Below are 25,356 nucleotides of genomic sequence, written 5' to 3' on the forward strand. Positions count from 1 at the left end.
GGCGAACTGGGGGCAGGACGCCGGCCGCGGGGCTTTTTCAGGAGTTGTACGCCCAAGCGGTGACCTTCAGGCCGTGCGGGCGGCCCAGGCGGGACGGCCACGTGATGCCGACCTTGCGGGTCTCGCCGGGGAGCAGCCAGAAGTAGTTGTCGCTGTACTCGGCGGGCAGCACCCGCTCACCCTTGCCGTCGCGCAGGGCGACCCGGACCAGCGCCGCCACCGCCTTACCGCGGTTGGTGATCGTCGCTGTCACGCCCGGGCCGGCCGGCGTGGTGCGCACGTCGAGCGACGTGCGGGCCATCGTCGACAGCGCTTGCATGTCCGAGGGTTTCGCGTACCGCCAGTAGGTGTTCTCGGACAGCAGCTCGCCCTTCGCGGTGCGCATCTCCAGACGTACAAGGTGAAGGGGTTGACCGGGAACGGCCGCCACCGTGAAGGCCTCCGACGTCGCCGAGGGCGCCACCGACAGTGTCTGCTTCTGTTCGGCGCCGAGCGGCTTGCCGGCCAGATCGTAGGCACGAGCCGTCACCACGACGCCGGTCAATGCCGACGGTGTGTGGTTGACCGCCCGGACACGCCACGTGCCCGGGTCGGCCTGGACGTGACGCGGCGCGCAGCTCTTGCGAGCGCCGTAGTACGCGCCGTTGACGTCCAGGTCGTAGTCGTAGGTCTGCCAGACCGTGCTGTACCAGGCCGGGTGCGACATCCACAGCAGCAGGCCGGACGCGTTGTCGAACAGCCGCGAGTTCCACGCCTCGAACATCGCGCGGTGGCTCTCGTAGTTGACGAACTGGGCGCGGGTGGTGAACTCCTCGAGCGACGACGCCACGCCGAGGCGCTCCTCGATGGCTTTCTGATAGCCGTCGACGTGCTGGTTCCCGCTGGTCGCCCAATCGTGGTAGCCCCACACCTCGCCGATCGGCCAGGCCGGCTCGGCACCGGCCAGGTTGCGCATCGTCTCGGCGTGCGGGACCACCGGCATGCCGATCTCGGTGTGGAAGCCGAGCGTGCCCGACACGTAGATCTTCGGGTCGGCGTACGTGGCCGGATCGATCCAGTGCCAGGGGCCGTTTCCGCTGACGATGCCGGCGTTCGACGACGGCACGTACACGATCTCCGGGTCGAGCTCGGCCACGGCCTTGCGCAGACCGGCGTCGATGGCCGGCGGCGGGAACTGCTCGTTGGCCCCGCACCACACCGCGATGCTCGGGTGGTGACGGTAGCGCAGGATGGTGTCGGCCACGATCGCGTCGTACGTCGCGGAGGCGTCGATGAACGGGCCGGCCTCCCAGAAGTCGTTCCAGACCAGGATGCCGAACTCGTCGCAGGCCGCGTAGAGCTCCTCGCGGGTGCTGCTGCCGATCCAGTTGCGGATCATCGTGAAGTTCATGTCGCGGTGCATCGCCACGGCCTCGCGCAGCAGGTGGGGCTGGGTGCGGCGGAGCAGCTCGTCCCATCCCCAGTTGCCGCCGCGGCAGAACACCGGCACGCCGTTCACGCTGATCTTCAGCTCGACCGTGGTGTTGTCCACGGCCTTGACGTCGGTCCAGGTCTCGCCGTCCGCTGACGCCTGGATCACGAAATCCTTGGCGTACGCGGTCTCCCAGGCCAGCTTCACCTGGCCGAAGGTGCCGGTCGCGCCCAGGTCGACCTGGATCCACTGGTTGTCGGCGTACTCCGAGGAGGCCCACCGGGTACGCGGGTTGCCGTCGGTGACGTTGGCCGCCGGGTTGGACGACTCGCTCGACGAGGCGGTCGCGGTCTTGCCCAGGGCGAGGTCGGTGTCGCCGTCGAGGACCGAAAGCGTCCAGAGCGACACGCCCCAGCTCGTGGCCCGGCGGCCGGTCTGGACGCGGACGTAGCGGGCGGTGGTCGGCGGGACGTCGACGGTCTGCGGGCCGTAGTTGCCCAGCGGCGTCTCGTTGTTGACCGCCTTGACGTCCTCCCAGGCGCCGCCGTCGTCGGACACCTGCACGCGGTAGTCGAGCGCGAACGCCTGCTCCCAGAGCACGGTCACCCGATCGAAATCGGCCGCGGCGCCGAGGTCGACCTGGATCCACTCGTTGTCGCGGTAGTCCGAGCTCCACCGGGTGCCGTCGTCGCCGTCGGTCACCTCGCCCGGGTCGGTGCCGTCGGCGGCCGACGACGCGGTGGCCGTCTTGTGCAGGGCGAGGTCGGTGCCGTTGTCGCCGTCGGAGACCGAAAGGGACCACAGCGACACGCCCCAGCCCGTGGCCCGGGCGCCCATCTGCAGGCGTACGTGCCGCTTGTGCTGCCGGTCGAAGGTGACGGTCTGTGTCGCCTTGCCGTTCTGGAACTCCAGCGGGGGCTTGGCCGGCGGGCTGATCACCACCGGCTGGAACGTGTCGTACGAGAACTCACGCAGTCCGTAGCGGACCTTGCGGGAGTCACTGACCGTACGGCCGATGGTCGCCGTCACGGTGAGGTCGTGCAGATGCGGGTCGCCGTATCCGTTGGGCCACCAGAGCTTCGGGTCACGGATCTTGACGGTGGCGAAGGTGACGTCGGTGGTCGCGCCGGCGGGCACGGTGACCGTTTTCGATCCACCGATCGAGGACTTGAGGGTCACCGTGGTGGCGGTGGCGGCGGCGTTGCGGACCGGGACGGTCACGGTCACTTCGGCCGTACGGAGGTCGGGCACCTTGGTCGCGACGTGCGGGTCGCCGATGACGATGTCGCCGGTGCTGCGGAGCCGGACGTGGTTCCAGATGCCCGAGGCGCGGTCGCGCACGGCCGGCATCCAGTCCCAGCCGGAGACCGCGAGATAGGTCGGCGAGTCCTTGTACAGGGAGCCGCCGTGCAGGAACGTCCAGCTGGTGAGCGTCTTGTCGCCGGGCGTGCCCGGATGCGGCATCGGCGTGATCTTCACCGTGACGGTGTGCTGGGAGTGGCCCTTGAGCGCACCGGAGATGTCGAAGGCGGCCCGCGCGAACGGGTGCGTGACGGTGCCGGCCTCGACCCCGTTGACCGTGACGGCGGCGGCGTGGTTGACGCCGTCGAACTCGAGCCAGACCCGGCGCGAGGCGTCGAAGCCGCGCGGCAGCTTGAAGTCGCGGCGGTAGAGCCACGCGTGCCGGGACAGCGCCTCGGGGATGTGCAGGTTCTCGAAGCCGCCGACCGGGTCGGGCAGGTGGCCCTGCTCGACCAGGCTGGCCAGGACGGTGCCGGGTACGGTGGCCGGCACCCAGTCGCGCGGGTCGGAGCCGGCGAAGTCGTCCATGGTCAGCGCCCAGCCGGATTCCAGCGGCACGGTGCCGTCCGGGGCCACGCTCAGCGCGGGCGCCGGCTTGGTGTTGCCACCGGCCCAGTCGGTCCAGCCCGACGCGGCGGGCCGGGGGCCGAGGGCACGCCCGTACACCTGGAAGCCGTTGAGACCGGCCGGGTTGGTGTTGTGCCGCTCCAGCACGGTCAGGCGCACGTGGCGGGCCCGCACGGGCTTGGCCAGGGTGATCGGCTGGACGCCGCCGGCGCCCTCGGCCGTCTCGTAGGCCAGGATCCAGCTCGTGCCGTCGGTGCTGGTCTCGATCTTGTACGAGGTGGCGGCGCTGGACTGGATCTCGTCGCCGTCGGTCGTGTTGTACTTGCCGTCGAACGGCTTGTCCTCGAGCGTCGCCTCGAAGATCAGGGTGATCCGCTCGATCTCGCAGGGGCCCTGGAGGTCCACGGCGATCCACTGCGGGTCGCCCGAGCCGGCCCGCCAGCCCGACCCTTCGACGCCGGTCTGAGCCAGCCGGTCGGTGACGAATGACGGCTGGGCCGGCCCGTACGTGGTGGACGACGCGGTGACCGGCCGGTGCAGGGCGAGCTCGCCCTTGCCGCCGGGAGCCTTCTCGCTGGTGATGGCGGCGGTCCTTTCGCTGGGAGCGGCGCCGGCGGCGCCCGCGGGCAGTGCGACCGAGGCGAGCAGCCCACTGCTCGCGCCGAGGAATGCCCGGCGGGACACGGACGGTGAATCGACCATGATGACTCCAGGGGACGATGACAACGTTGTCATGAAACGGCTCGGGTTCCTATGTGTCAAGACCATGTTTCGGGACCTTTACAAGACCCGTACGGTGACACCATGACGCGCCCCTGGTGGCAATGGCTCGTCGGCTGGCTCGGCGTCGCCGCGTTCCTCGGCACCCTGATCCTCTACGCCGCGAGCGGCTTGCTCGCCCCCGCCTGGGCCATCGCCCTGCTCCTGATCGCCTGGCTGGCCATGCTCGCCCTGGTCATCAGGCTGATGCGCGGCGGTCATCCGCTCTGGGTACCCGCGGTCGCGGTCCTCGCCTACACCTTCTGGTACGCGGCACTGACCGCCGGCGAGAAGTGGCTCGACTGGACCGGCTGAGCCTCACCTATCCTGCTGGCCGTGACCAAGTCCTACGTGGAGCGGATGCGGGCCCTGATCGGCCGGGAGCCCTTGGTGGTGGCGGGCGCCGGCGTGCTGGTGTGGGACGACCGCCGGCGCGTCCTTCTCCAGCGGCGCTCCGACGACGGCACCTGGAGCCTTCCCGGCGGCGCCGTGGAGCCGGGCGAGCACCTCGAGGAGGCGGCCCGGCGCGAGCTCCGCGAGGAGACCGGCCTGACCGCCGGCGAGCTGACGCTGCTCTCGGCCCGGTCGGGCCCGGACTGCTTCGTGGTCTACCCCAACGGCGACCAGTGCCAGGTGATCTCCCTGACCTACCGCGCCGAAACGTGGACCGGCCAGCTCGACCTCACTGACCCCGAGACCACGGACCTCAGGTTCTTCGATCCTCTCGACCTGCCCGGGATGAACCCGTACAACCACGCCCTCTTCACCCACCTGGCCGCCGAGGGCCATCTGGACGTTTCGTCCCGCGCGACCCGGTCCGCGTGATCGCCGATCCGCACGGAGACCGGTCGAGCGGCTCCAGCCCGCACCACGCGCCGGCCGCCTTGCGCGACTGCCCTGGGACGACCGGGGACGGCGAGATGGAGCCCGGCCTCCTGGCCCCGCGCGAGCGGGGCCGGGCGGCCGGGAGAGGAGTCAGCGCTGCTCGAGGATGGCGATCCTCGTGTAGGCGACGCTGACGATGTCGGGCTTGCCGTCGCCGGTGACGTCGCCGATGGCCAGGGCGTCGGTCTGCCAGCCGGGATTGTCGACGGTGTTCGCCGCGTACGGGCCGAGGAGGCCGGTCGGCTGCTGGAGCTGGACGCTGACCGCCAGCCAGTTCGCGTGGGCCACGGCCAGGTCGCCGCGGCCGTCGCCGGTCAGGTCGCCGATGGCCAGCCCGGCCGGGGAGTCGTACGCCGGATAGGCCGTGGGCACCGGGTTCAGGCCACCGGACTGCTGGGCGAACACGGCGATCTCGGCGTCCGGCCGGTTGCCCGACATGCTCAGCACCAGGTCGGCCCGGCCGTCGCCGGTCACGTCGCCGACCGCCGCGCCCGCGCCGGCCCGGGGGTAGTTGCCGTCGAACGGCGGCTGATAGACGGCCGCCGCGCCGTACGTGCCGTCGGCCTGCCGCAGCCGCACCCACGCGCCGCCGCCCCACGACTGCGCCAGATCGAGCCGGCCGTCGCCGTTGAAGTCGGCGGCGAAGACCTGGTCGACATGCGCCGACGAGGCGACCGGGCCGGTGACACGGGCCGGCGTACCGAACGTCCGGGCCGCCGACTGCTGATAGACCCGGATCTCGCCGAAGCCGGCGCTGGTCAGGATGTCCTGGCGGCCGTCCGCGTTCACGTCGGCCAGGGCGACGTCCTGCGCGGTCCCGGCCAGGAACACCGGCGCCGCCAGCTTGCCGCCGCGCTGGTAGAAGACGTCCACGCCGTTTCCGCCGGCCAGGGCCACGTCCGTGCGCCCGTCGCCGTCGATGTCGGCCGTGGCCAGCTTCACCTGCGACCAGGTGCCGTGCCCGGCCACCCGCGCCGGGGCGCCGTAGCTCCGATCGGCCCGCTGGGCGAACACCAGAACCGCTGGGCCGGCCCCCACGACGATGTCCGGCCGCCCGTCGCCGGTCACGTCGGCGACGGCGACGGCGTTGTCCTCGGTCGTTCCCGTGCTCAGATATCGCGCCGGCAGGAAGGTCCCGCTGGTCGCGGCGACCGCCACCCCGGGCACCAGGCCGACCGACAGCCCTACTCCGGCCGCCAGCAAGGCACGCCTCATCTCGATCCCCCGTTCCGCCGTCCACCATGGACGATCAGCGGGACGGTTCCCCTCCGTGACCGGACCGAAACTCAGAGCCGTAGATTGGAGCGATGGGGCTTCTGCTGATCGCCGTCGTCGACATGGCTGAGGGGCACGCCGCCGCGGGCCGGCGCTATGAGGACGCGGTGCTGGCTCTGCTCGGGCGGCACGACGGCGTGATCGAGCGGCGGTTCCGCCAGGAGGACGGCGCGGCCGAGGTGCACGTCATCCGCTTCGCCGGCCGGGACGGCTACGACGCCTTCATGGCCGACCCCGAGCGGCTCGCCCTCCGGGAGAAGCTGGGCGGGGCCGCCCCGGCGACCCGGGTGCTCGAGGTCTACGAGGCCTGAGCGTCGCGGGCGACCCGGGCCGCGATGCGGGCGACCTCCTCGACCGTGATCGCGATGATCGGCTCGTCCGGGCCGCCGGCGGCGAGGCCGCGCTCGACGTGCGGAGCGTGGATCTCGGCGGCGACCCTCTGGTCGAGCGTCTCGTGCAGGCGGTCGGCGATAAGTTTCGCCAGGTCGTTCGTCACGGAAGCCAACCTAGTGCGGTGTCCACGAACGTTCGCCGGGTGGGTTCCGGTGGTGTTGTGGATCCTCGCCCGCTGTTGTGGACGAGCGACTCCCCACCAGTGTGGGTGGGGCGGGCCTCCGCCGGCCAACTGACCCTGCTGCCGCCGCCCGTGGTGGGTGGCGGCGGGGGTCACGCCGCGCTGGTCCGACACCGGGCAGGTGCCGTCCGGCTCGACGGTGCATGCCGGCAGGTCATGACCCTGCCGCGCGGTTTGCTGATCCTCTTGCCGCAGTTCGGGCAGGTCGAGGAGGTGCCGCGTTCGTCGACCAGATATACCCGGACCCCGGCCAGGGCAGCTTTGTCCTGCAGGATTTGCAGGGTGCGGCCGATCTGCCACTGCCGCAGCCGCAAGTTGTGCCGCCGCCCCGCCGGCAGATCGAGCACACCGCGCGGGTCCCCGACGGTCAGCGTGCCGATCCGGTGCTCGACCGCCCAGCCGACCACCGTTGTGGCGGCCTCGTGCAGCGCTTGCCGGATCCGCCGGCGGTGCCGGCCTTCGACCAGCCTGGCCCGGCGCCGGGTCTTACGCCAGCGCCGCGACCCCCGCTGGCCTTTGCTGGGCGCCCGTGCGGCGGTGGCGCGGCGGCGGCCTTTGCTGTCGGCCAGATGCAGCCGGTGTTCGGCCCGGATGGCCCGGCCGGAGACCAGCAGCGCCGCGCCGTCGCGGGTAGCGACCGCGAACGGATGGATGATCCCGCAATCCACCCCGGCGGCCCGGCCCGGATCAGGTTGGTGGCCGGCCGGGTAGGTGGTGACCGGGAGTTCGGCGGTGACGTCGACGCACAGTCGGCCGTCAGCGAACAGCAGGGTCACCGACCGTACGGTCTCGGCCGGATACGGCACCAGCCGATCCAACCGCACGGTCAACGGCGGCCGGCCCCGCGCGACCGGCAGCCGCAATCGGCGGCCTTCGACGGTGAAGGTGCCGTGATACCAGCGCACCGGCATCAACGAGCGCCGGCGACGCGGATACCGCATCTCGGCAGCGCCGGCTTTGCGGCGGGCGGCCGCGGAGAACCAGGCATCCGAGTAACGCCGTAACACCGACCGGGCACCCACACTGTCGAGCTCACCAAACGTGCCCGGCCCGGACTCGGCCAGCAACCGGCACAGCTCCTGAAAGCCCGCCGCCGGGGCGTCCCCACGGCGGCGCCGCCAGCCGTTGCCCTCCAGCACACACGCCCACACGTCCCCGGCGGAGCGCAGCAGCCCGAAACAGCGATGCCGTTGCGCGCGGGTCAGGCGCAGGCCGATCCGGGCGGTGCGGTGCACGACCGGATCGGGGCTAGCGCCGCGACGTCTAGGCATGGAGCATGGATGCCACGGTCGTCGAACCCGGTCAACGTTCATGGACACCGCACTAGCCGATCAGGCGGCGACGGCCTCCCGCGCCGGTGCGGGTTCGTAGACCGTGACGACGACGCCGCGTGCCCAGCGCATCCGCGTGGCCGCGTTCTCGGGATAGTCGCCGTAGGCGGTGGCCAGGTCGGCCACGCACCCGCGGGTGCCCCGCGTGCGCACGGCGCGGGCGATGGCGGCGTCGACCGCGCCGGGGGTGGGGCGGGTGCCGGAGGGCAGGTCGCTGGCGAACAGGGCGGCGGCCCGGGCGGCGAGCAATTGGCTTCGCATGTCGATCATCCCTAACGGAGTGGCGATGTGTCAGGAACTCAGAGTGAACCCTCGACGCCACTCCGCGGATCCGGCGATCTACCTAGGTGGGGTCGGTAAATTGACAGGGTCAGATGCGGAAGGCGTTCAGGACCATCCCGGCGTAACGCCGCCAGACCGCCGGGTCGTGCTCGCCGAGGACGATCAGCTGGCGGACCGTTCCGCACAGCACGACCCGCACGTCGGCCTCGCCCGCGTCGGGGCGGATGGGCCCGTCCTGGGCGGCCCGTTCCAGCAGCTCACCGACCTGCGCCAGGATCATCGTGGCGGGCAGGATCTGGCCGTCGAAGAGGGCGTCGGCCAAGACGCGGTCGGCGGCCAGGGCGGCGAACATGTCAGGGACATAACTACAGAGTTCCCCGTACGCGTCCTCGCCCTCCAGCGCGGCCCGGGTCCGCTCCGCCAGCTGCTGGAACTGCTCACGGGCGACCGCCACGACCAGGTCCTGTTTGGCCGGGTAGCTGCGGTAGACGGTCGCCTTGCCGACTCCGGCCCGCTCGGCCACCTGCGGCACCGTCACGCCGAGGCCCTGCTCGGTGAAGAGCTCCCGGGCCGCGGCGATCACCCGCTCATGGTTGCGAACGGCGTCCTTGCGGCGGCTCTCATGCACGCTCTCAGTCTGACTCACGCCGATTCCCCGGTACGCGGGCGGCCAGGAACCCGGTGGTCGCGCGGGTGGTGAACCCGAGCTTCCCGTACAACCGCAAGGCTCCGGTGTTGCCCTGATTGACGTGCAGGAACGCCTCCTCGCCGCGGCCCCGGACGACCCCGGTCAGCGAGCGCACGAGCGTGCTCGCCAGCCCCTGACCGCGGTACGGGTCGTCGGTGCAGACCGTGCCGATCTCGGTCCAGCCGGGCACCCGGATCCGCTCCCCCGCCATCGCCACGAGCTTGCCGTCGCGGCGGATCCCCAGGAACGTGCCCAGCTCGACCGCGCGCGGGGCCAGCGGCCCGGGCTTGGTGCGCTCCACCAGGTCGAGCATCTCGGGCACGTCGGCGGGACCCAGCTTCTCGACCCCGGACAGATCGCCCGCGACCACGTCCTGGGCCGTCATCTGATAGCCGTCACCGCTGCCGAGCAGCTCCCAGCCGTCCGGCACCCGGGCGCCGATCCCGGCCAGCGTGACGACCGCGCCCGGGCCCGCGAGCGCCGCGAGGTCGTCCCACGCCCGCTCGTCGTCCCAGTCGCGCACCGCCACCAGCGGCGAGTAGCCGGGAAGGTAGCGGCCGGCTCCCCCGCGGATCTCGGCGAAGTCCTTCTGCGGGCCGGTGAGGGCGGCCCAGACGAGGTTGGCCGGTACGTCGTACATCATGCCGAAGTCCTTTCAGAGGTGACACCGGCGGCAACGGGAGCCGGGCCGGGCGGGTTCACGCGTGGGACGCGGGTCGCAACGGCGGCGGCCGCCAGCGCGGCGACGGCGCAGAAGACGAAGGCGGCGGTGTAGGCGCCGGAGGAGGGCGTGTGGGCCCCGGCGGACAGGCCGGCGGCCAGGATCCCGGCCATGATCTGGGTGCCGACCGAGGAGCCGGCCGAGCGGATCAGCGAGTTGACCCCGGCCGTCTCGGCCGCGCGGACGGCCGGAACGGCCTCGACGACCATGGCCGGGATGACGGCCAGGGCGAGGCCCACGCCGAACAGGGCGAGCAGCGACCAGGCGGCCACCGCGACCTGGCTGCCGTGGCCGACGGCCAGCAGCAGCGAGCCGAGGGCGGTGACCGTGGCCGCCAGGGCCAGCGGCACCCGGCCGCCGTGCCGCAGGTGCAGCTTCGCCGCGAGCGGGCCGCCGGCCATCATGGCCAGGCTGCCCGGCAGGAGCAGCAGGCCGGCCCGGGTGGCGCTGAGGCCCTGCCCGGCGGCGAGCTGGGGCACGAGCACGAACGCGCCGAACATGCCACCACCGACGAGGAAGGTGGCGAGGTTCGTGACCAGCACCGCCGGCCGCGCCAGCAGGCCGAGGTCGATCAGCGGGTGGGCGCGGCGCCGCTCGACCACGACGAGGACGGCGAGCACGGCCGCGCCGGCCGCGATCAGCCCCAGGGTCAGCCCGGACGTCCAGCCCCAGACCGATCCCCGGCCCACCGCCAGCAGCGGCAGGGTGATTCCGGCCCCCAGCAGGAGCGCTCCGGTCAGGTCGGCCCGGCCGGCGGCCGTGCGGTCCGAGCCGGGCAGCAGGAGCCGGACGGCGACGGCGGCCACCGCGGCCGGGATCGCCGTGCTCCAGAAGATCCAGGCCAGCGGCGCGTGGTCGACGACCAGGCCGCCGAGGATCAGGCCGAGGCCGCTGCCGACGCCGAAGACGGTGGAGATCACGCCGATGGCCCGGCCGCGCCGCTCGGGCGGGAACGACGTGCGGGCGACGGCGACGCCGAGCGGGATGACGGCGCCGCCCGCGCCTTGGAGGACCCGCCCGGCGACGACGGCGCCGAGGCCGTCGCCGAGCGCGCTGAGCACGGATCCGGCCGCGAACACGGTGAGGGCGGCCACGAGCAGCCGGCGCCGTCCGTAGAGGTCGCCGAGCCGGCTCAGCACGGGGGTCAGGACGGCCGAGGCGATCAGATAGGCGGTCAGCGTCCAGGTGACGCTCGACCGGTCGGTGTGCAGGGTGGCGGCGAGGGCCGGCAGCGCCGGCAGGACTGTCGTCTGGGCCAGCGCGTAGGCCAGGGTGCCGAGGCTGAGCGCGGCCAGAGCGGGTGAATGGCGCATGCATTGCTCCGAAAAGGAAGTGGACTCATGAGTCCGGATCGCTGAACGATAACCGGACTCATGAGTCCACTTGAATGGAATGTGGCGGCGGGCACACGTGGCCGCAACCACGCACAAATTCCCCACTCGCCGTCCACTCGCGATTCCTAGCTTCGGGCCGGAACACGAGAGCACTAAGGAGAAGGCGATGAACAAGAAGGTCCTGAGCCTCGTCGGCGCCGGCGCGGTCTTCGCCGCCGGCCTCACCGGCACGGCGGCCTACGCGGGCGGCAACCACCACGCGAAGCCGACCGTCGTGCTCGTGCACGGCGCGTTCGCCGACTCGAGCGGCTGGAACGCGGTCGTCCAGCGGCTGCAGAAGGACGGCTATCCGGTCGTCTCGGCGGCCAACCCGCTGCGCGGCGTCGCCTCCGACGCCGCCTCGGTGCGTGCCCTGCTGGACAGCATCGACGGCCCGATCGTCCTGGTCGGCCACTCGTACGCCGGCAGCGTCATCTCCAAGGCGGCCGTCGGCGACAAGGACGTCAAGGCGCTGGTCTACGTGGCGGCGTTCCTGCCCAAGGCCGGCGAGAGCGCGGCCGAACTGTCCGGCAAGTTCCCGGGCAGCACGCTGGGCGACACCCTCAAGTCGGTCCCGCTGCCCGGCGGCCACGTCGACCTCTACATCGACCAGGCCAAGTACCCGCAGCAGTTCGCGGCCGACGTCCCGCTCAAGGACGCCAAGCTGTCGGCCGTCTCGCAGCGGCCGATCGACCAGGCCGCGCTCAACGAGGATGCCGTGGGCGCACAGGCTTGGCAGACCATCCCGAGCTACGACCTGATCAGCGGCGCCGACAAGAACATCCCGCCGGCCGCGCAGCAGTGGATGGCCAAGCGCGCCAACGCCCGGGTCGAGGTCGTCAAGGGCGCCTCGCACTCGGTCTTCGTCTCGCACCCCGGCACCACGGCCTCGTTCATCGAGAAGGCCGCGCGCGAGACCGTACGGAAGTAAGAAGTCCCACCTGAACCGGGGACGGAGCCGCTCGCCGGGGTTCAATGGCGAACGTGGCTGCGACGACGTTACGGTTCAGCGTTCTGGGCCCGGTGCGGGTCCGGAACGGCACGGTGGACCTCGAGCTCGGCGGGCGCCAGCAGCGGTTGCTGCTGGCGCTCCTGCTCGCCCGGGCCGGCACGGTGGTCGGCCTGGGCGAGCTGGTCGACGCCATCTGGGGCGACGACCCGCCGGCCAGCGCGGTCAACAGCATCCACCGCGCGGTCGGCACGCTGCGCCGGCTGATCGAGCCGAACCTGCCGGTGCGGGCGGTCGGCGAGCACCTCGTGCGGCACTCGGCCGGCTACCGCCTCGAGGTCGACGAGGACGCCCTCGACCTGCTGCGCTTCCGGGCCCTCGTGCGGCGCGCGCGGCAGGCGGCGGGCGAGGCCGAGGCGGTGCACCACTACGCCGAGGCGCTGTCGCTGTGGCAGGGCCCGCCCGCGGCCGGGCTGGAGCCCGTCTCGCGCACCCACCCGGCCTTCATCGCCCTCGAGGCCGAGCTGGCGCAGACCGTGCGCGAGGCCGGCGATGTGGCCCTGCGCGCCGGCGATGCCCGGCTGATCCTGCCCACGTTGCGGCGGGTCGGCGGGTGGCGCCCGTTCGACGAGGCGCTGCAGACCCGCGTCATGCTGGCCCTGGCCGCCGAGGGCCGCCAGGCCGAGGCCCTCGACGCCTTTCAGGAGATCAGCCGCCGCCTCGCCGACGAACTGGGCCTCGACCCCGGGCCCGAGCTGCGGGAGGCCCGCGACCGCGTGCTGCGCCAGCAGCCGGCCGCCGCGCCCGTGCGGGACGAGCTTCCGGTGGCACAGCGGGAGTTCGTGCCCGCCCAGCTTCCGGGCGACCATCCCTACTACACCGGCCGGGCCGACGTGCTCGCCCGGGCCGAGGCGATCCTGGCCGACGACCGCCGCCAGGGCCGCCCGACCGTGGCCCTGGCCTTCGACGGCATGCCCGGCGTCGGCAAGACCACCTTCGCGGTCCATCTCGCGCATCGGCTCGCCCCGTCCTATCCGGACGGTCAGCTCTATGTCGATCTTCGCGGCTTCGCCACGGAGGGCCCGATGACTCCGGTGGAGGCCTTGCGGGGCCTCTTGAGCTCTTTGGGTGTACGCCGTGACGACCAGCCCGCCGAGCTCCAGGCCGCCGCCGGGCTCTTCCGGAGCCTGCTGGCCGGGCGGCGGATGCTGCTCGTGCTCGACAACGTCCGCGACTTCGATCAGGTACGCCACCTGCTGCCCGGCGCTCCCGGCAGCCTGGTGCTGATCACCAGCCGGGCCCGGATCACCGACCTCATCACCGCCGGCGCCCATCCGCTGCCGATCGAGCTGCCGTCCTCGGCCGAGGCGAGGGAGAACCTCGTGAGCCGTTTGGGCCGGGCCCGTGTCGACGCCGAGCCGACCGCCGTGCAAGCGCTGATCGAGCGCACCGGGCGGCATCCGCTGGCCCTGGCCATGGTGGCGGCCCGCGCGATGGCCCTGCCGGACACCCCGCTGACCGAGATCGCGGCCGACCTGGCCGTGGGCCACGACCGCCTCGACGGTTTCGAGGGCAGCCTCGCCGCCATCTTCTCGTGGTCCTACCGGGCCCTCTCCCCCGCCGCCGCGGCCCTGTTCCGGCTGCTGCCCCTCTATCCGGGCCCGGAGATCACCGTGGACGTGGCCGCCGCCCTCGCCGGCGTCGGGGAGCGCACGGCCCGGTCGCTGCTGGCCGAACTGGCGCAGCAGATGCTCACCCAGGTGCGCGGCGGCCGCCACCAGGTGCACGACCTGCTCCGCGCGTACGCGGCCGACCTGAGCGAGGCCGAGGACACCGGGCCGGGCCGGGACGCGGCCGCGTCCCGGCTCTACGAGCACCTGGGCTGGGTCGATCAGCCTTCGAGGACGAGCTCGGCCGCCCGCTCGGCGATCGCGTAGACGGTGGCGTTGGTGTTGCCGGACGGAATCGCCGGCATGACCGACGCGTCGGCCACACGCAGCCCGGCGAGCCCGCGCACGCGCAGCTCGATGTCGGTCACCGCGGCCGGCCCGTCGCCCATGGCCAGGGTGCCGACGGGGTGGCAGTAGGAGGCGACCGCCCGCCGGGCATAGTCGCGCAGCGCGTCCTCCTCGTCGATGGCCGGTCCGGGGATGACCTCGTTGTCGCGCCAGTCGCCGAGCGCGCCCGCACGGCCGATCCGGCGGGCCAGGCGCACGCCGGCCACGACGGCGTCGAGGTCGCGAGGGTCGCCGTAGTAGTGGGGGTCGATCAGCGGATGGCGGCCGGGCGCGGCCCCGGCCAGCCGCACCGTGCCCCGGCTGTGCGGCGTCATCAGCGAGACGCCGATCGTGTAGCCCTGATCGGGGCCGGTGTGCCCGTTCACCGGGCGGGGCAGGTCGACGAAGATGAGCTGGAGGTCGGGGCCGGGCAGGCCGTCCCGGCTGCGGACCAGGCCGATCACTTCGCCGTGGTTGTGGCGCGGGGTGGGCACCGGGCGCGACGAGCGGTAGACCACGTTGGCCACCGGGTGGTCCTGCAGCCCGGAGCCGACGCCGGGCATGTCGGCCACCACCTCGATCCCGTGCTCGCGCAGGTGGGCCGCCGGTCCGAGGCCGCTGAGCATCATGAGCTGGGCCGAGCCGATCGTGCCGGCGGTCAGGATCACCTCGCCGGCCGACACGGTCACCGTCTCGGAGCCCACGCCGTAGACGACGCCGGTGCAGCGGCCGTTCCCGACGACGAGGCGGTGGGCCAGGGCGCCGGTGACGACGGTCAGGTTGGGCCGCCGGCGGGCCGGGGTGAGATAGGCGTCGGCGGCGCTCTGCCGGCGTCCGTCCACGATGTTCACGTCGACCGGGGCGAAGCCCTCCTCGAGGCCGCCGCTGATGTCGGCGGCGCGGCGCTGGCCGGCCTCGGCGGCGGCGTCGAGCGCGGCCGCCAGCACCGGGTTGACCGGGTCGGAGGGCGCCACGGTGAGAGGGCCGCCACGGCCGCGCAGCATGGGGTCGCGGCCGGGGGCGTTCTCGCTGCGCTTGAAGTACGGCAACAGGTCGTAGAAGCCCCAGTTCTTGGCGCCGGCCTCGGTCCAGCGCTCATAGCTGGTGTGGTGGCCGCGGGTGAACAGCATCGCGTTGATCGACGAGCCGCCGCCGAGGCCCTTGCCGCGCGGCAGCGGGGTGACCGCGCCGGCCGGGCCCTGCGGCACGGTCAGCTCGCCCCAGTTGGCGCCGGTGCGCACCAGGGTGGGCCAGGCCGGCGGGTCGGACATGGCCGGCAGCGGAACGCCGTCGCCGGCTTCCAGCAGCAGGACGCGCAGGTCCGCACGCTCCGAGAGCCGGGCCGCGAGGACGGAGCCGGCGGTTCCGCCGCCGACCAGGACCACGTCGTAGGTGTTCATGTCGCCTCCCCGATGTGTTTCCAATGGAAACGCTTCACTGGTATCAACGGTAGCGACGAGAGCGGCCGGGGACCGATGACGCCGACAACGTCACGACGGTGAACCGGAGGGGGTCAGCGTGCGTCGGACAGACGCCCCAGCCACTCGACGAGCAGGGCGCGCTCGGCCTCGCTGAGGGCACCGTCCGGCGCCTCGGGCAGCGCCTGGCGCAACGCGCCGGCGTACTGGGAAACGGTCTTGCCCTTCCGGGCCGGGCGCCCGGTGACGATGGCCGCCCGCACGGTCTCCCACATCGCCCGCGGCACACCGGGATCGCGCTCGCCCGGATCGATGGCCAGCTGCGAGACGACCACGCCGACGCCGACGCTGTGCATCATCTCGGTGGCCCGCTCGACGCTGGTGCTCAGCCGTCCGGCCGCCGCGACCCGCTCGACCAGGTGGCGCAGGCGGGCGATGGCCTCCCGGCGGGCGCTGTCGGCCCGGCCCGGACGGGGCTCACCGAACGCGAGCAGATAGCAGGCGGGCTCGGCCAGGCCGAACCGGATGTGCAGATCCCAGGCGCGGGCCAGGTCGTCCACCGGGTCGCCGGTCTCGCCCAGCGCGCCCTTGCCGGCCAGGTAGTCGCGCATGCCGTGCACGGCCACCGCGTCGAGCAGGCTGTCCTTGTCGCCGAACAACCGGTAGATGGCCGGCGGCTGCACCCCGGCCGCCGTCGCCACCGAACGGGTGGTCACCGCGTCACGTCCCTGCTCGGCCAGGAGCCGCCCGGCGGCCCGGATGATGCGCTCCCGCGTGTCCCATGCCACGGTCCGCACCTTAACAACCACCTTTCCTGAACCGAGGCGGGAAAACCGCCGTCGTATGGGTGACTCGCGAAAAGAAAGGACCGGGACAATGGCCGATAATTGGCTTCCGCAACGCCAGGGACCGAGGGTCGCGGAGCAGGCACTGTCGGCGGAGGAGATCGCGTTCCTCGACGCTTTCCTCAGCGCCGCGGTGACCGTGCAGCGCAACCTCGACTCCGATCTGAGGTGTGAGCAGAACCGCACCCTGAGCGAGTACATCACCCTGCGCCGGCTGGGCGACGCGCCGGACCGCCGGATGCGCATCAACGAACTGGCGGCGACCGCGTTCCTGTCGCTGAGCCGGATGAGCCGCATCGTCGAGAAGCTCGAACAGCAGGGCCTGGTCACCCGCGAGCAGGTGCCGGACGACCGGCGCGGCTGGAACGCGGTGCTCACCGAGGCCGGTCTCGAGTGGCTGCGGCGCGGCGACCGGGCGTACGCGGCCAGCGTGCACCGTCACGTCCTCGACCAGCTCGACCGCCGCGACCTGCCCGGGCTGACCAGCGTGGCCCGGGTGCTGGCCAACCTGCCGGACCGCAAGCCGGCCTTCATGCGGGTGGCGTGAGCCGTTCCACGACGTGGACGGCGTCGCCGGACATGCCACCGAGAAAGCCCAAGCCGAACGTGTTCGGCCAGGACAGCCCGACGAATCCCCGACCCGGAACGGTGGCCGAGACACCCCTGCGGTGCGCCGGCCACCCTCCCGGCCGGTCGGCCATCTCGGCCCGGGTCGGATGCGCGGCCGGGTCCAGCGCCGTCGGCAAGCGGGCCGAGCGCAGAAGCGGGCCGGCGCCGCCACCCACGACCACGGTGCCGGCCCTCTCCCCCAACGGCACTACCTGTGATGGGCCGCGATGAACTGCAGCACGCTGTCCTGGAAGCGCTCCGGCTCCTCGATGTTGCCGAGGTGCCCGCTGTTCTCGAGGATGACCAGGCGCGAGCCCGGGATCAGGTCGTGGATCTCGCGGGCCCAGCGCTCGCCGCAGATGATGTCGTAGTGCCCGGCGATGACCAGGGCGGGCACGGTGACGCCGGCCAGCAGCTCCCGGTCGTCGATCGGGTCGGCGTGGCCCTCGGCGTCGCGGCCCGAGATGTAGTTGACCCGGATGTGCTCGCGGAACGGCTTGAACTCGGCCTCGCGGCCCCAGTAGTCGGCCAGGTACGACGGCAGCAGCCCGCGCAGGGCCAGGGTCAGCTGCTCGTCGCCGGTGATCGAGCCGACGGCCTGCAGCGACTGGAGCACGGCCGGCACCTCGGGGTTGCCCTCGTTGCGCTTGACGAACAGATCGACCTGGCGGCCGGCCTCGGCCCCCTGCTCGGCCCCGGTGACCGGGGAGCTGTCGTACAGGATCACGCCGGCCAGGCGCTGCGGGCGGGTCGCCGCGTAGTACTGGGCGACGAAACCGCCGTACGAGTGCCCGAGCAGGAAGACCTTCCCGGCGCCGAGATCGTCGACGATCCGGTCGATCGCCGTCGAGTAGAGCTCGCGGGTGTAGCCGTCCGGGTGGGACGGCAGCCGGCCCGACTCGCCGGTGCCGAGCGCCTCGACGTACGCGACGCGGGCGTGCTCCTCGACGGCCGGCATCCGCAGGTAGTCCCAGAAGACGCCGGGCCCGCCGGGCATCGCCACGACGACCGCCGCACCCTGCCCGTACACGTGATATCGCTGCTCGACGCCGTTGACGTCGACGGTGTGAATGGCCATGTCCGGTACAACGCGGCGGCCGGGCCCGGGCTCACCGGTGTGATGTCGTACGCAATCAGGCCAGCGCCTCGCGCAGCGACCGCAGGGCGTAGTGCGCCCTCGACTTCACCGTTCCGGCCGGGACGCCCAGGCTGCGGGCGATGTCGGCCACCGAACGGCCCTTGAGGTAGAGCTCGTTGAGGATGGTGCGGTGGGCCTCGCTGAGCGCGCGCAGCCCGTACCGCAGCTGCTGCACCGCGACTGCCGTCTCCGCCGTGTCCTCGGTGGTCGGCATCACGGTCAGGTCGAGGCTCTCCACCTCGGCCGGGCGGGCCTTGCGCATCCGCAGCGCGTCGATGGCGGTGTTGCGGGCGACGGTGTAGAGCCAGCGCCGCGCCGACTCGCCGCACTCCGGCATGGCGTCCATCCGGCGCCAGGTGCGCAGCATCGTCTCCTGCAACAGGTCCTCGGCGAACTCCCGGTCACCCCGGGTGAACCCGCGCAGATAACTCAGCAGGGCGTCGCCGTACTCGGCGTGCAGCGCGCTGAGCCGGGAACTGTTCGTGTTGTCCACGAGCCGAAAGTTAGGCCGGGGCGATGGGGAAACAGTGGGGTACGAGTGGGGACGGCCGCGGCGGCGCGAGGCGCGCTCCGCCGGTCGGGGGGAGAGGCGGTCGGCACCCACGCCGGCCACCGCGGCCGTCGCAGGGTCCGACGGGCCGCGGCGGCCGAAGTTCAATCGCCGCGGCGGTAAAGGTAGACGGTGGGCCGTTCCGGGGCCGGCTTGCTGTCCGGGCCGGGCGCGGTGACGGCGGCCGCGTCGGCCGCGGTCCGCTCCTCGCCGCAGGCCGACGCGAAGGCGAGGCCGAAGCTCGCGATGATGGCGAGCGGGGCTATCCGGGCACGTCGCATGGGAGACTCCTTCGGATCGGGTGCCGTAACCCCCTCCGACGGCTCCCGGCCCCCGCGGGTTCAACGACCCCCGCAAGTCAAGCTACGGCCCGAATCTCGGTGTTCACGACGGCCCGGGAACCCCCTGGGTTCACCCGGCGCCGACTATCTCTCAGAAGCATTCGGTACGCCTGTTCGTCACGCTATGTTTGGCGCCGTTGTGAGCCAGAACCCGATCCGATTCACCGTGCTCGGGCCGGTGCGGGCGTTCAGCGGGGATCGCGAGCTCAATCTCGGCCCCCGGCAGCAGCGGCAAGTACTCGGACTCCTGTTGATCCGCGCCGGGCGCGACATCCCCGTCCACCAGTTCGTCGAGATGCTCTGGGGGCACGCGGCGCCCGCCAGCGCGGTCAACAGCCTGCACCGGTTCATCGGCGCGCTGCGGCGCATCCTCGAACCCGACCTGCCGGCCCGGTCGCAGGGCCGCTGGCTGCTGCGCCGCGACGCCGCCTATCGCCTGGTGGCGCCGCAGGGCGCGATCGACCTGATGGAGTTCCGGCGGCTGGCCGACGAGGCACGGGAGGCCGAGAGCATGGGCTTCCGCGACGTCGCCATCGCCCGTTACGCCGAGGCGCTGCGCCAGTCGAGCGGCCGCTGCGCCGACGACGGCGCCGACGACGCCCACCGCTACTCCGTCTTCCTCTCCATCGACGCCGAGTACGCCACGGTGGCCCGCGACGCGGCGCGCGCCGCCGTCGCGTTCGACCGGCTCGGTGAGATCCTGCCCGCCGTGCGCCGGGCGGCCGAGATGAACCCGCTGGACGAATCGTTGCAGGCGCGCCTGATGCTGATGCTGGCCGCGGACGGCCGCCAGGCCGACGCGTTCGCGCTCTTCCAGTCGGTGCGCGACGCGCTCGCCCGCGAGCTCGGGGTCGATCCGGGACCGGAGCTGCGGGCGGCGTACGACGAGGTGCTGCAACCGCGGCAGCGGCCGGCCGCCGAGAGCCCGGCCCGCATCGAGCGGGTCAGCCCGGCCCAGCTGCCCCGGGACCTGCCGCTGTTCACCGGCCGCCGGGCCGAGCTGGAGCGGGTCTCGACCCTGCGGCGGGCCGGCGAGCAGGACGGCGGCATGCCGATCATCGCGATCGACGGGATGCCCGGCGCCGGCAAGTCCACCTTCGCGGTGCACTGGGCGTACGAGGTGGCGGCCGGCTTCCCGGACGGGCAGATCTATCTGAACCTGCGCGGCGAGGAGCCCGGAGACGCCCTGACCGCGCTGTTGAGCACGCTCGGCGTGCCCGAGGCGGCCGTGCCTTCGGGCCTGAACGCGAAGGCCGCGCTCTACCGCAGCCACCTGGCCGGGCGCCGGATGCTGGTGCTGCTGGACAACGCCGAGAGCGCCGAGCAGGCCCGCCCGCTGCTGCCCGGCGCGGCCGGCTGCCTCACCGTGGTGACCAGCCGGCGGCGGCTCACCGCGCTGGCCGCGGCCGAGGGCGCCCACCTGGTGACCCTGGGCCTGCCGGACGAGGACGAGGCGCGGCAGCTGCTGACCCGGCGGCTGGCGGCGGTGCCCGGCGACCGGGGGGCGGCGCCGCGGGAGGCGCTGGACGCGATCGTCGAGGCGTGCGGACGGTTGCCGGCCGCGCTGACGGCGGTCGCCACCGAGACCGGTGGCGACCTCGACGCCCTGGCCGCGAGCCTGCGCCGCGACGGCGGGCTGGACGCGTTCGGTGGCTTGCGGACGGCCTTCGCCGGGTCGTACGAGGCGCTGCCCGAGCCCGCCGCGCGCCTGTTCCGCCTGCTGTCGCTGCACCCCGGTCCCGATCTGGCCCCGGCCGCGGCGGCCGCCCTGGCCGGGTTGCCCGAACGCGAGGCGGCGCCGCTGGTGGCCCGTCTCACCGGTGAGCACCTGCTCACGGCCGTGCCGCCGGGCCGGTTCACCCTCCACGTGCTCCTGAAGGCGTACGCGAAAGAGCTCTCCGGCCGGCGCGAGCTCGACGAGGCCGGAGCGCGCTTGTTCGCGCATTACCGCCATTCGGCGTACGAGGCGAACCGGCTTTTGCGCCCCTTGCTGAAACCCATCGAGCCCGGCGAACGGCCGGAGAGCGTGACCGTCGAGGAGTTCGGCGACTACTGCGGCGCGTTCCGCTGGTTCCGCGCCGAGCATCGCGTGCTGCGGGCGCTGATCGAGCGGGGCGACGGGCCCGGCGTGTGGCAGCTCGCCACCACGATGGTGCCGTTCTATCAGTGGACCGGGCTCCGGCACGAATGGCTGGCGACGATGCGGGCGGGGCTGTCCGCGGCCGAGCGGGCCGGCGACCGGCTCGGTGAGGCGCACATGCAGCGCTGCCTGGCCGGCGCCTTCTACTCGCTCGGCGACCTCGACGAGGCGCGCGACCGTCTGGCCCGCGCCCTGGTGCTGTTCACCGAGCTGGGCGCGCTCGCCGAGCAGGCGCACGTGCACCTCAACCTCGGCCTGGTGCGCTCGGCCGACGAGGCCAGTTTCACCAAGGCCCTCGAGTTGTACGAACGGGCCGGCTACGACAGGGGCACCGTCGCCGCGACCGAGGGCATCGCGCTCTCGCACGCCGCGCAGGGCCGCGACCGGTCCGCCATCGACCTCTACGAACGGGCCATGGCCGGCTATCTGCGCCTCGGCGACCCGCGCGGGGTGGGCAGCTGCCTGCTCGGCCTGGGCCGGCTGCGGCAGCGGTCGGGCGAGCGGGAGATCGCCGCCGACCTGCTGCGCCGCTCGGTCGAGCTCTACCGCGAGGCCGGCCACCGGGGCGAGGAGGCCGAGGCGCTGATCGCGCTGGGCGACACGCTCACCGGCGGCGAGGCCCACCGGGCCTGGCGCGCGGCCCTGGACATCCTCGCCGAACTGCGGCTCCCGGCCGCCCGGGACGTGCGGAGCAGATTGCACAGTGGAAGGTGAGTCACATCGAAACCGTCGCCGTCGTCGCGGCCGATCCGATCGTCCGGGCCGGCCTGACCCGCATGCTGACGTCGTCGCCCGGCCTGACCGTGCGCCACGAGCTGGCCGACCTCACCGCCCTCCGCGGCGTGCAGCCGCCCTCGCTGGTGGTGCTCGACCTCTACGACCGGGTGCCGGCCGAGCCGTGGCACCAGCTGCGGGTGGTGGCGCTCGTGCGGCCGCAGAACCCGCCCGACCTGCTGGCCGCGCTGCGCGGCGGCGCCATCGGCCTGATCACGCGGCGCGGCGCGGCGAGCGACCTGCCGCTGGCCGTGGAGGCGGTGCGCCGCGGCGGGGCCTACGTGTCGGCCGAGCTGCTGGCCACGCTGCCCGCGCCGAGCCATGAGGCGCGGCTGACCGAGCGGGAGGTGGAGACCCTGCGCTGGGTGGCGCAGGGCCTGACACACAGCCAGATCGGCCGCCGGATGGGCCTGACCGAGTCGACAGTGAACACCTACGTGAAGCGGATCCGGGCCAAGCTGCACGCCGGGAACAAGGCGGAGCTGACCCGGCGCGCCATCGAGCTCGGCTATCTGGCCGGGACGGTTCAGGAAATGCCACGCCCATCACATCGCTGAACAGGCCCGGCCCGCCCCCGTTCAAGCGGGTGTGAGGCAGACGCGTTCGTAAGGAGAACGACATGGGCCGCTGGACGCTGTATCTGTGGCAGGCGCTGGCCGCGCTGGGCGAGGCCGATTACCCGATGGACCGGACCGCCGAGTACGAGAGGGAGCGCACCCGCCGCTTCCAGGTCGACCTCGACGACGACCGGTCGGTGCGGGCGGCGTTCCGCTCCATCGTCGAGTGGGAGTACGGCGCGCGCGCCTTCAAGGACGGCAAGTGACACGGGTCCTCATCGCCGGCGCGGGCGTCGCCGGTCTGGCCACGCGGATCGCGCTGGCCGCCCGCGGCGTCCACGCCGACCTGGCCGAGCGGGACCCCACGCCCCGCGACGGCGGCACCGGGCTCTACCTGCCGGCCAACGCGGTGCGGGCGCTGGGCGACCTCGGCCTGGCCGAGCAGCTGGCCAAGCTGTCCGTGCCGGTCGAGCGGCAGGAGATCCGCGACCGTACGGGCGACCTGCTCACCTCGTACGGCCTGGACGAGGTGTGGGGCGAGGTGGGCGAGAGCCGGGCCATGAGCCGGAGCGCGCTGCACGGCATGCTGCTGGACGCGGCGGGGCCGCCGACGTTTCCGGGCAACGCCGTGCGGCTGGCCCGCCCGGACGGGACGGTCGTGTTCGAGGACGGGACGCGGGCCTCGTACGACGTGGTGGTCGGGGCGGACGGGATCGAATCGGCCGTACGCGGCAGCGTCTTCCCGTCGACGGCGCCGCGCTTCCTGGGCCAGATCTGCTGGCGGTTCCTCTGCGAGGGCCCGGCCTCCACGACGTGGACGGTGCTGCTCGGGGACCGGGGACGCAGCCTGCTGACGGTGCCGGTGGGTGACGGTCAGGTGTACTGCTTCGCGGCCATCGACAGCGCGGTGCCGGCGGCGCCGCCCGGCGACTGGCGGGAGTTGTTCGCCGACTTCGCGACGGACGTGCTGTGGCACGGCGAGGACGCGTATTTCGCGCCGCTGTACGAGATCGAGGGCTCGGACTGGGTCGAGGACAGGGTGGTGCTGGCCGGGGACGCGGCGCACGCCTGCTCGCCCAGCATGGCCCAGGGCGGGGCGATGGCGCTGGAGGACGCCCTGGTGCTGGCCGAGGAGCTGGACGACCTCGGCCGCTACCGTTCGCGGCGCGCGCCCCGGGTGCGGTTCGTGCTGGAGCAGAACCATCGCCGCGACAATGCCCGGAACCTGCCCGGGGCCTTGCGCCGCTTCTTGTTCCGGCGCCTGGGCTTGCGCCTGGTCCGGTCCCATCACGCCGAGTTGCTGGCCCGCCCCTGAGTCAGTGGCGGCCCGGCAGCGTGGCCAGGGCGGCCGACCGCTGCCGCACCAGGTCGTCGTAGGTGCCGTCGCGCTCGGCCCAGCGGTGCATGAGAACGCCCTCGACGAGGATCTCGCGCGGGGTGGGGCTCTGCCCGAGCTGCCCCATGACTTCGTCCAGGAACGGTTCGAGGTCGAGCGCGCGCGGGTTCATCCGCTTGGCCTCGGGCACGGTGGCGACGGCCGGCGGGACGAGCTCGGCCACTTCGACGCCGGTGCCGTCGAGCTGGGCCCGCAGCGCCTCGGAGTAGGCGTGGACGCCGGCCTTGGACGCGGCGTAGGTCGGCATGAGCGGGAACGGCAGGAACCCGATGCCGGAGGTCACGGTGACGAAGGCGCCGGCGCCGAGCCCGATCAGATGCGGGGTGAAGGCGTCGATGACCCGGATCGTGCCGAGCAGGTTCGTCTCGACGACGGTCCGCGCGGTGTCGAAGTGCCCAGGATCGCGGAGATCCTCGGTGGCCATGATCCCGGCCGAGACGACGACGAGGTCGAGCCCCGGGTGAACGGCGAGCACGGCGTCACGCCCCCGCAGAACCGACGCGGGATCGGTGACGTCGATCTCCACGTCCGCGTTCCTCCGGGCGGCCGTGACAACGGTGCCGCCGGCTTCGGCGAAGCGCCGGGCCAGCCCGGCCCCGATGCCCGTGCTGCCTCCGACGACGAGAACGGTGCGATGGGTGATGTCCATGCGCCCAATCTCGCCCGGAGCACGCAGCGGACCAAGGGTCTTGCCGTTCCTGGGACCAGCAGGGCGACCATCGGCGGCCGATCAGCGGGAAGCCGGTCAGAAGGCGTAGATCTCCATCCAGGCCACCGTCTCGAAGCCGAGGCGTTCGTACAGCGGCTCCCCGGCCGGGGTCGCCTGAAGGGTGGCCAGGCGCAGGCCCCGGCGGCGGGCGTGTTCCAGGGCGGCCGCCGTCATCGCCGCGCCGATGCCCCGGCCCCGGTGCTCGGCCGCGGTGGTGACGGTGTAGAGGCCGGCCACGCCCGCGTCCTCGAAGAGCGCGACCGTGCCCACCACGAGATCGTTCAGGCGGCCCTCGAAGCGGGTCACGCCCCGGAGCGGGGTCTCGGCCTCGACGATCGCCGGGACCTGGTCGGGTGGGGCGCCGACGCTCGGGGCGTAGGCCTCGACCCAGGTCTTCAGGTCGGTGGCCACGGCGATCTCCAAGCCGGGGACGGCGGACACCTCGATCGGGGCGTCCAGATGCAGGGCCATGATCGGTGACTCGTAGACGCGGTGGGCGCCGTGGTGGCTCAGCTGCCAGCCCGTGTCGGGGGCCTCGTCGGGGCCCACCCGCCAGCCCCACGGCACGCCGTCCAGATGGTCGCGGGCGGCGGCTATGTCTGCTTCCACCGGGCGGTCGCCCCGGCGGACCACACCGTTCAGGGCCGCCTGCGGCACGCCGCTCCGGAACGTCGTGGCGTCCCGGTATTCGTGGCCCCAGCTGAGCAGGTAGGACCGCCAGTTCGCGAGCATGGCGTCCAGAGCGTTGTTCATGTCCCCCTCCAC

The 25,356-nt window shown here is 73.0% G+C and carries 26 protein-coding genes; 10 read left to right on the forward strand and 16 right to left on the reverse strand.

The genetic code is table 11. The features are described from left to right. Positions 1 to 37: 37 nt before the first annotated feature. Positions 38 to 3,982 carry a discoidin domain-containing protein gene (locus ACQP2X_RS28690; RefSeq protein ID WP_498687080.1) on the reverse strand — a complete coding sequence of 1,315 codons (3,945 nt, stop codon included), beginning with the start codon at positions 3,980 to 3,982 and terminating at the stop codon, positions 38 to 40. A 102-nt stretch (positions 3,983 to 4,084) separates the two neighbouring features. Between ACQP2X_RS28690 and ACQP2X_RS28695 the strand changes: the two genes are divergently transcribed. After that, on the forward strand, positions 4,085 to 4,354 hold the full coding sequence (locus ACQP2X_RS28695; RefSeq protein WP_498687082.1) for a hypothetical protein: 270 nt from the start codon (positions 4,085 to 4,087) through the stop codon (positions 4,352 to 4,354). A gap of 21 nt (positions 4,355 to 4,375) precedes the next feature. After that, on the forward strand, positions 4,376 to 4,864 hold the full coding sequence (locus ACQP2X_RS28700; RefSeq protein ID WP_498687085.1) for an NUDIX hydrolase: 489 nt from the start codon (positions 4,376 to 4,378) through the stop codon (positions 4,862 to 4,864). Between the two features lie 150 nt (positions 4,865 to 5,014). On the opposite strand, the gene ACQP2X_RS28705 is transcribed toward ACQP2X_RS28700, so the two are convergent. Next, complete coding sequence (locus tag ACQP2X_RS28705) at positions 5,015 to 6,139, reverse strand: FG-GAP repeat domain-containing protein (protein ID WP_498687087.1); 1,125 nt, start codon at positions 6,137 to 6,139, stop codon at positions 5,015 to 5,017. Between the two features lie 92 nt (positions 6,140 to 6,231). Here ACQP2X_RS28705 and ACQP2X_RS28710 point away from each other — a divergent pair, with 92 nt between their 5' ends. Next, a complete protein-coding gene (locus ACQP2X_RS28710) occupies positions 6,232 to 6,510 on the forward strand; it encodes a hypothetical protein (protein ID WP_498687089.1) in 279 nt (92 codons plus the stop codon). Here the strand turns inward: ACQP2X_RS28710 and ACQP2X_RS28715 are convergent. The 6 genes from ACQP2X_RS28715 to ACQP2X_RS28740 form a co-directional block, all read right to left on the reverse strand. Further along, on the reverse strand, positions 6,498 to 6,695 hold the full coding sequence (locus ACQP2X_RS28715) for a hypothetical protein (RefSeq protein ID WP_498687091.1): 198 nt from the start codon (positions 6,693 to 6,695) through the stop codon (positions 6,498 to 6,500). The two genes, ACQP2X_RS28710 and ACQP2X_RS28715, sit on opposite strands and share 13 nt — an antisense overlap. A gap of 170 nt (positions 6,696 to 6,865) precedes the next feature. Further along, positions 6,866 to 8,044: an RNA-guided endonuclease TnpB family protein gene (locus ACQP2X_RS28720; RefSeq protein ID WP_498687092.1), complete on the reverse strand. Its 1,179-nt coding sequence runs from the start codon at positions 8,042 to 8,044 to the stop codon at positions 6,866 to 6,868. A gap of 60 nt (positions 8,045 to 8,104) precedes the next feature. Then, the gene (locus tag ACQP2X_RS28725; protein WP_498687094.1) at positions 8,105 to 8,365 is read right to left on the reverse strand and encodes a hypothetical protein; all 261 of its coding nucleotides are present in this window, start codon (positions 8,363 to 8,365) and stop codon (positions 8,105 to 8,107) included. A 109-nt stretch (positions 8,366 to 8,474) separates the two neighbouring features. Next, a complete protein-coding gene (locus tag ACQP2X_RS28730) occupies positions 8,475 to 9,032 on the reverse strand; it encodes a TetR/AcrR family transcriptional regulator (protein ID WP_498687096.1) in 558 nt (185 codons plus the stop codon). Then, positions 9,019 to 9,717, reverse strand: a complete 699-nt coding sequence (locus tag ACQP2X_RS28735) for a GNAT family N-acetyltransferase (RefSeq protein WP_498687098.1) — start codon at positions 9,715 to 9,717, stop codon at positions 9,019 to 9,021. Before ACQP2X_RS28735 ends, ACQP2X_RS28730 begins: the two co-directional genes overlap by 14 nt. Continuing rightward, a complete protein-coding gene (locus ACQP2X_RS28740; protein WP_498687100.1) occupies positions 9,714 to 11,108 on the reverse strand; it encodes an MFS transporter in 1,395 nt (464 codons plus the stop codon). The genes ACQP2X_RS28735 and ACQP2X_RS28740 overlap by 4 nt, the downstream gene beginning before the upstream one ends. Positions 11,109 to 11,295: 187 nt before the next feature. On the opposite strand from ACQP2X_RS28740, the gene ACQP2X_RS28745 reads away from it, so the two are divergent. Both ACQP2X_RS28745 and ACQP2X_RS28750 read left to right on the forward strand, forming a co-directional pair. Further along, positions 11,296 to 12,099: an alpha/beta hydrolase gene (locus ACQP2X_RS28745; protein ID WP_498687102.1), complete on the forward strand. Its 804-nt coding sequence runs from the start codon at positions 11,296 to 11,298 to the stop codon at positions 12,097 to 12,099. 53 nt (positions 12,100 to 12,152) lie between these two features. After that, complete coding sequence (locus tag ACQP2X_RS28750) at positions 12,153 to 14,054, forward strand: AfsR/SARP family transcriptional regulator (RefSeq protein ID WP_498687103.1); 1,902 nt, start codon at positions 12,153 to 12,155, stop codon at positions 14,052 to 14,054. Here ACQP2X_RS28750 and ACQP2X_RS28755 read toward each other — a convergent pair. Next, positions 14,009 to 15,514 (reverse strand): GMC family oxidoreductase, encoded by a 1,506-nt coding sequence (locus tag ACQP2X_RS28755; protein ID WP_498687105.1) that lies wholly within the window; start codon positions 15,512 to 15,514, stop codon positions 14,009 to 14,011. The genes ACQP2X_RS28750 and ACQP2X_RS28755 overlap by 46 nt on opposite strands. A gap of 113 nt (positions 15,515 to 15,627) precedes the next feature. Beyond that, positions 15,628 to 16,320, reverse strand: coding sequence for a TetR/AcrR family transcriptional regulator (locus ACQP2X_RS28760; RefSeq protein ID WP_498687107.1), 693 nt, complete (start codon positions 16,318 to 16,320; stop codon positions 15,628 to 15,630). An 88-nt stretch (positions 16,321 to 16,408) separates the two neighbouring features. Between ACQP2X_RS28760 and ACQP2X_RS28765 the strand changes: the two genes are divergently transcribed. Then, positions 16,409 to 16,924, forward strand: a complete 516-nt coding sequence (locus ACQP2X_RS28765) for a MarR family winged helix-turn-helix transcriptional regulator (protein WP_498687109.1) — start codon at positions 16,409 to 16,411, stop codon at positions 16,922 to 16,924. Here the strand turns inward: ACQP2X_RS28765 and ACQP2X_RS28770 are convergent. The 4 genes from ACQP2X_RS28770 to ACQP2X_RS28785 form a co-directional block, all read right to left on the reverse strand. Next, positions 16,908 to 17,189, reverse strand: a complete 282-nt coding sequence (locus tag ACQP2X_RS28770) for a hypothetical protein (RefSeq protein WP_498687111.1) — start codon at positions 17,187 to 17,189, stop codon at positions 16,908 to 16,910. The two genes, ACQP2X_RS28765 and ACQP2X_RS28770, sit on opposite strands and share 17 nt — an antisense overlap. A gap of 5 nt (positions 17,190 to 17,194) precedes the next feature. Beyond that, on the reverse strand, positions 17,195 to 18,064 hold the full coding sequence (locus ACQP2X_RS28775) for an alpha/beta fold hydrolase (RefSeq protein ID WP_498687113.1): 870 nt from the start codon (positions 18,062 to 18,064) through the stop codon (positions 17,195 to 17,197). 55 nt (positions 18,065 to 18,119) lie between these two features. Then, complete coding sequence (locus ACQP2X_RS28780) at positions 18,120 to 18,617, reverse strand: sigma-70 family RNA polymerase sigma factor (RefSeq protein WP_498687115.1); 498 nt, start codon at positions 18,615 to 18,617, stop codon at positions 18,120 to 18,122. 161 nt (positions 18,618 to 18,778) lie between these two features. Next, positions 18,779 to 18,955, reverse strand: a complete 177-nt coding sequence (locus ACQP2X_RS28785; RefSeq protein WP_498687116.1) for a hypothetical protein — start codon at positions 18,953 to 18,955, stop codon at positions 18,779 to 18,781. 199 nt (positions 18,956 to 19,154) lie between these two features. On the opposite strand from ACQP2X_RS28785, the gene ACQP2X_RS28790 reads away from it, so the two are divergent. The 4 genes from ACQP2X_RS28790 (at position 19,155) to ACQP2X_RS28805 (ending at position 23,801) form a co-directional block, all read left to right on the forward strand. Then, positions 19,155 to 21,869: an AfsR/SARP family transcriptional regulator gene (locus ACQP2X_RS28790; RefSeq protein ID WP_498687118.1), complete on the forward strand. Its 2,715-nt coding sequence runs from the start codon at positions 19,155 to 19,157 to the stop codon at positions 21,867 to 21,869. Continuing rightward, positions 21,866 to 22,486, forward strand: coding sequence for a response regulator transcription factor (locus ACQP2X_RS28795; RefSeq protein WP_498687121.1), 621 nt, complete (start codon positions 21,866 to 21,868; stop codon positions 22,484 to 22,486). The genes ACQP2X_RS28790 and ACQP2X_RS28795 overlap by 4 nt, the downstream gene beginning before the upstream one ends. A 62-nt stretch (positions 22,487 to 22,548) precedes the next feature. Further along, positions 22,549 to 22,752 (forward strand): hypothetical protein, encoded by a 204-nt coding sequence (locus ACQP2X_RS28800; protein ID WP_498687123.1) that lies wholly within the window; start codon positions 22,549 to 22,551, stop codon positions 22,750 to 22,752. Next, a complete protein-coding gene (locus ACQP2X_RS28805; RefSeq protein WP_498687125.1) occupies positions 22,749 to 23,801 on the forward strand; it encodes an FAD-dependent monooxygenase in 1,053 nt (350 codons plus the stop codon). Before ACQP2X_RS28800 ends, ACQP2X_RS28805 begins: the two co-directional genes overlap by 4 nt. Position 23,802: 1 nt before the next feature. Here the strand turns inward: ACQP2X_RS28805 and ACQP2X_RS28810 are convergent, their stop codons facing one another. Both ACQP2X_RS28810 and ACQP2X_RS28815 read right to left on the reverse strand, forming a co-directional pair. Then, positions 23,803 to 24,531 (reverse strand): SDR family oxidoreductase, encoded by a 729-nt coding sequence (locus tag ACQP2X_RS28810; protein WP_498687128.1) that lies wholly within the window; start codon positions 24,529 to 24,531, stop codon positions 23,803 to 23,805. Positions 24,532 to 24,627: 96 nt separating this feature from the next. After that, the gene (locus ACQP2X_RS28815; RefSeq protein WP_498687130.1) at positions 24,628 to 25,344 is read right to left on the reverse strand and encodes a GNAT family N-acetyltransferase; all 717 of its coding nucleotides are present in this window, start codon (positions 25,342 to 25,344) and stop codon (positions 24,628 to 24,630) included. Positions 25,345 to 25,356: the final 12 nt, after the last annotated feature.

It is taken from the genome of Actinoplanes sp. CA-131856, from assembly GCF_050956135.1.
Taxonomy (GTDB): domain Bacteria; phylum Actinomycetota; class Actinomycetes; order Mycobacteriales; family Micromonosporaceae; genus Actinoplanes.

Excerpts from the sequence above, each read along its gene's own strand:
- ACQP2X_RS28690 (WP_498687080.1), bottom strand. The coding sequence starts at position 3,982 with ATGGTCGATTCACCGTCCGTGTCCCGCCGGGCATTCCTCGGCGCGAGC.
- ACQP2X_RS28695 (WP_498687082.1), top strand. The coding sequence starts at position 4,085 with ATGACGCGCCCCTGGTGGCAATGGCTCGTCGGCTGGCTCGGCGTCGCC.
- ACQP2X_RS28705 (WP_498687087.1), bottom strand. The coding sequence starts at position 6,139 with ATGAGGCGTGCCTTGCTGGCGGCCGGAGTAGGGCTGTCGGTCGGCCTG.
- ACQP2X_RS28710 (WP_498687089.1), top strand. The coding sequence starts at position 6,232 with ATGGGGCTTCTGCTGATCGCCGTCGTCGACATGGCTGAGGGGCACGCC.
- ACQP2X_RS28720 (WP_498687092.1), bottom strand. The coding sequence starts at position 8,044 with ATGCCTAGACGTCGCGGCGCTAGCCCCGATCCGGTCGTGCACCGCACC.
- ACQP2X_RS28725 (WP_498687094.1), bottom strand. The coding sequence starts at position 8,365 with ATGCGAAGCCAATTGCTCGCCGCCCGGGCCGCCGCCCTGTTCGCCAGC.
- ACQP2X_RS28735 (WP_498687098.1), bottom strand. The coding sequence starts at position 9,717 with ATGATGTACGACGTACCGGCCAACCTCGTCTGGGCCGCCCTCACCGGC.
- ACQP2X_RS28740 (WP_498687100.1), bottom strand. The coding sequence starts at position 11,108 with ATGCGCCATTCACCCGCTCTGGCCGCGCTCAGCCTCGGCACCCTGGCC.
- ACQP2X_RS28745 (WP_498687102.1), top strand. The coding sequence starts at position 11,296 with ATGAACAAGAAGGTCCTGAGCCTCGTCGGCGCCGGCGCGGTCTTCGCC.
- ACQP2X_RS28755 (WP_498687105.1), bottom strand. The coding sequence starts at position 15,514 with ATGAACACCTACGACGTGGTCCTGGTCGGCGGCGGAACCGCCGGCTCC.
- ACQP2X_RS28765 (WP_498687109.1), top strand. The coding sequence starts at position 16,409 with ATGGCCGATAATTGGCTTCCGCAACGCCAGGGACCGAGGGTCGCGGAG.
- ACQP2X_RS28775 (WP_498687113.1), bottom strand. The coding sequence starts at position 18,064 with ATGGCCATTCACACCGTCGACGTCAACGGCGTCGAGCAGCGATATCAC.
- ACQP2X_RS28785 (WP_498687116.1), bottom strand. The coding sequence starts at position 18,955 with ATGCGACGTGCCCGGATAGCCCCGCTCGCCATCATCGCGAGCTTCGGC.
- ACQP2X_RS28800 (WP_498687123.1), top strand. The coding sequence starts at position 22,549 with ATGGGCCGCTGGACGCTGTATCTGTGGCAGGCGCTGGCCGCGCTGGGC.
- ACQP2X_RS28810 (WP_498687128.1), bottom strand. The coding sequence starts at position 24,531 with ATGGACATCACCCATCGCACCGTTCTCGTCGTCGGAGGCAGCACGGGC.
- ACQP2X_RS28815 (WP_498687130.1), bottom strand. The coding sequence starts at position 25,344 with ATGAACAACGCTCTGGACGCCATGCTCGCGAACTGGCGGTCCTACCTG.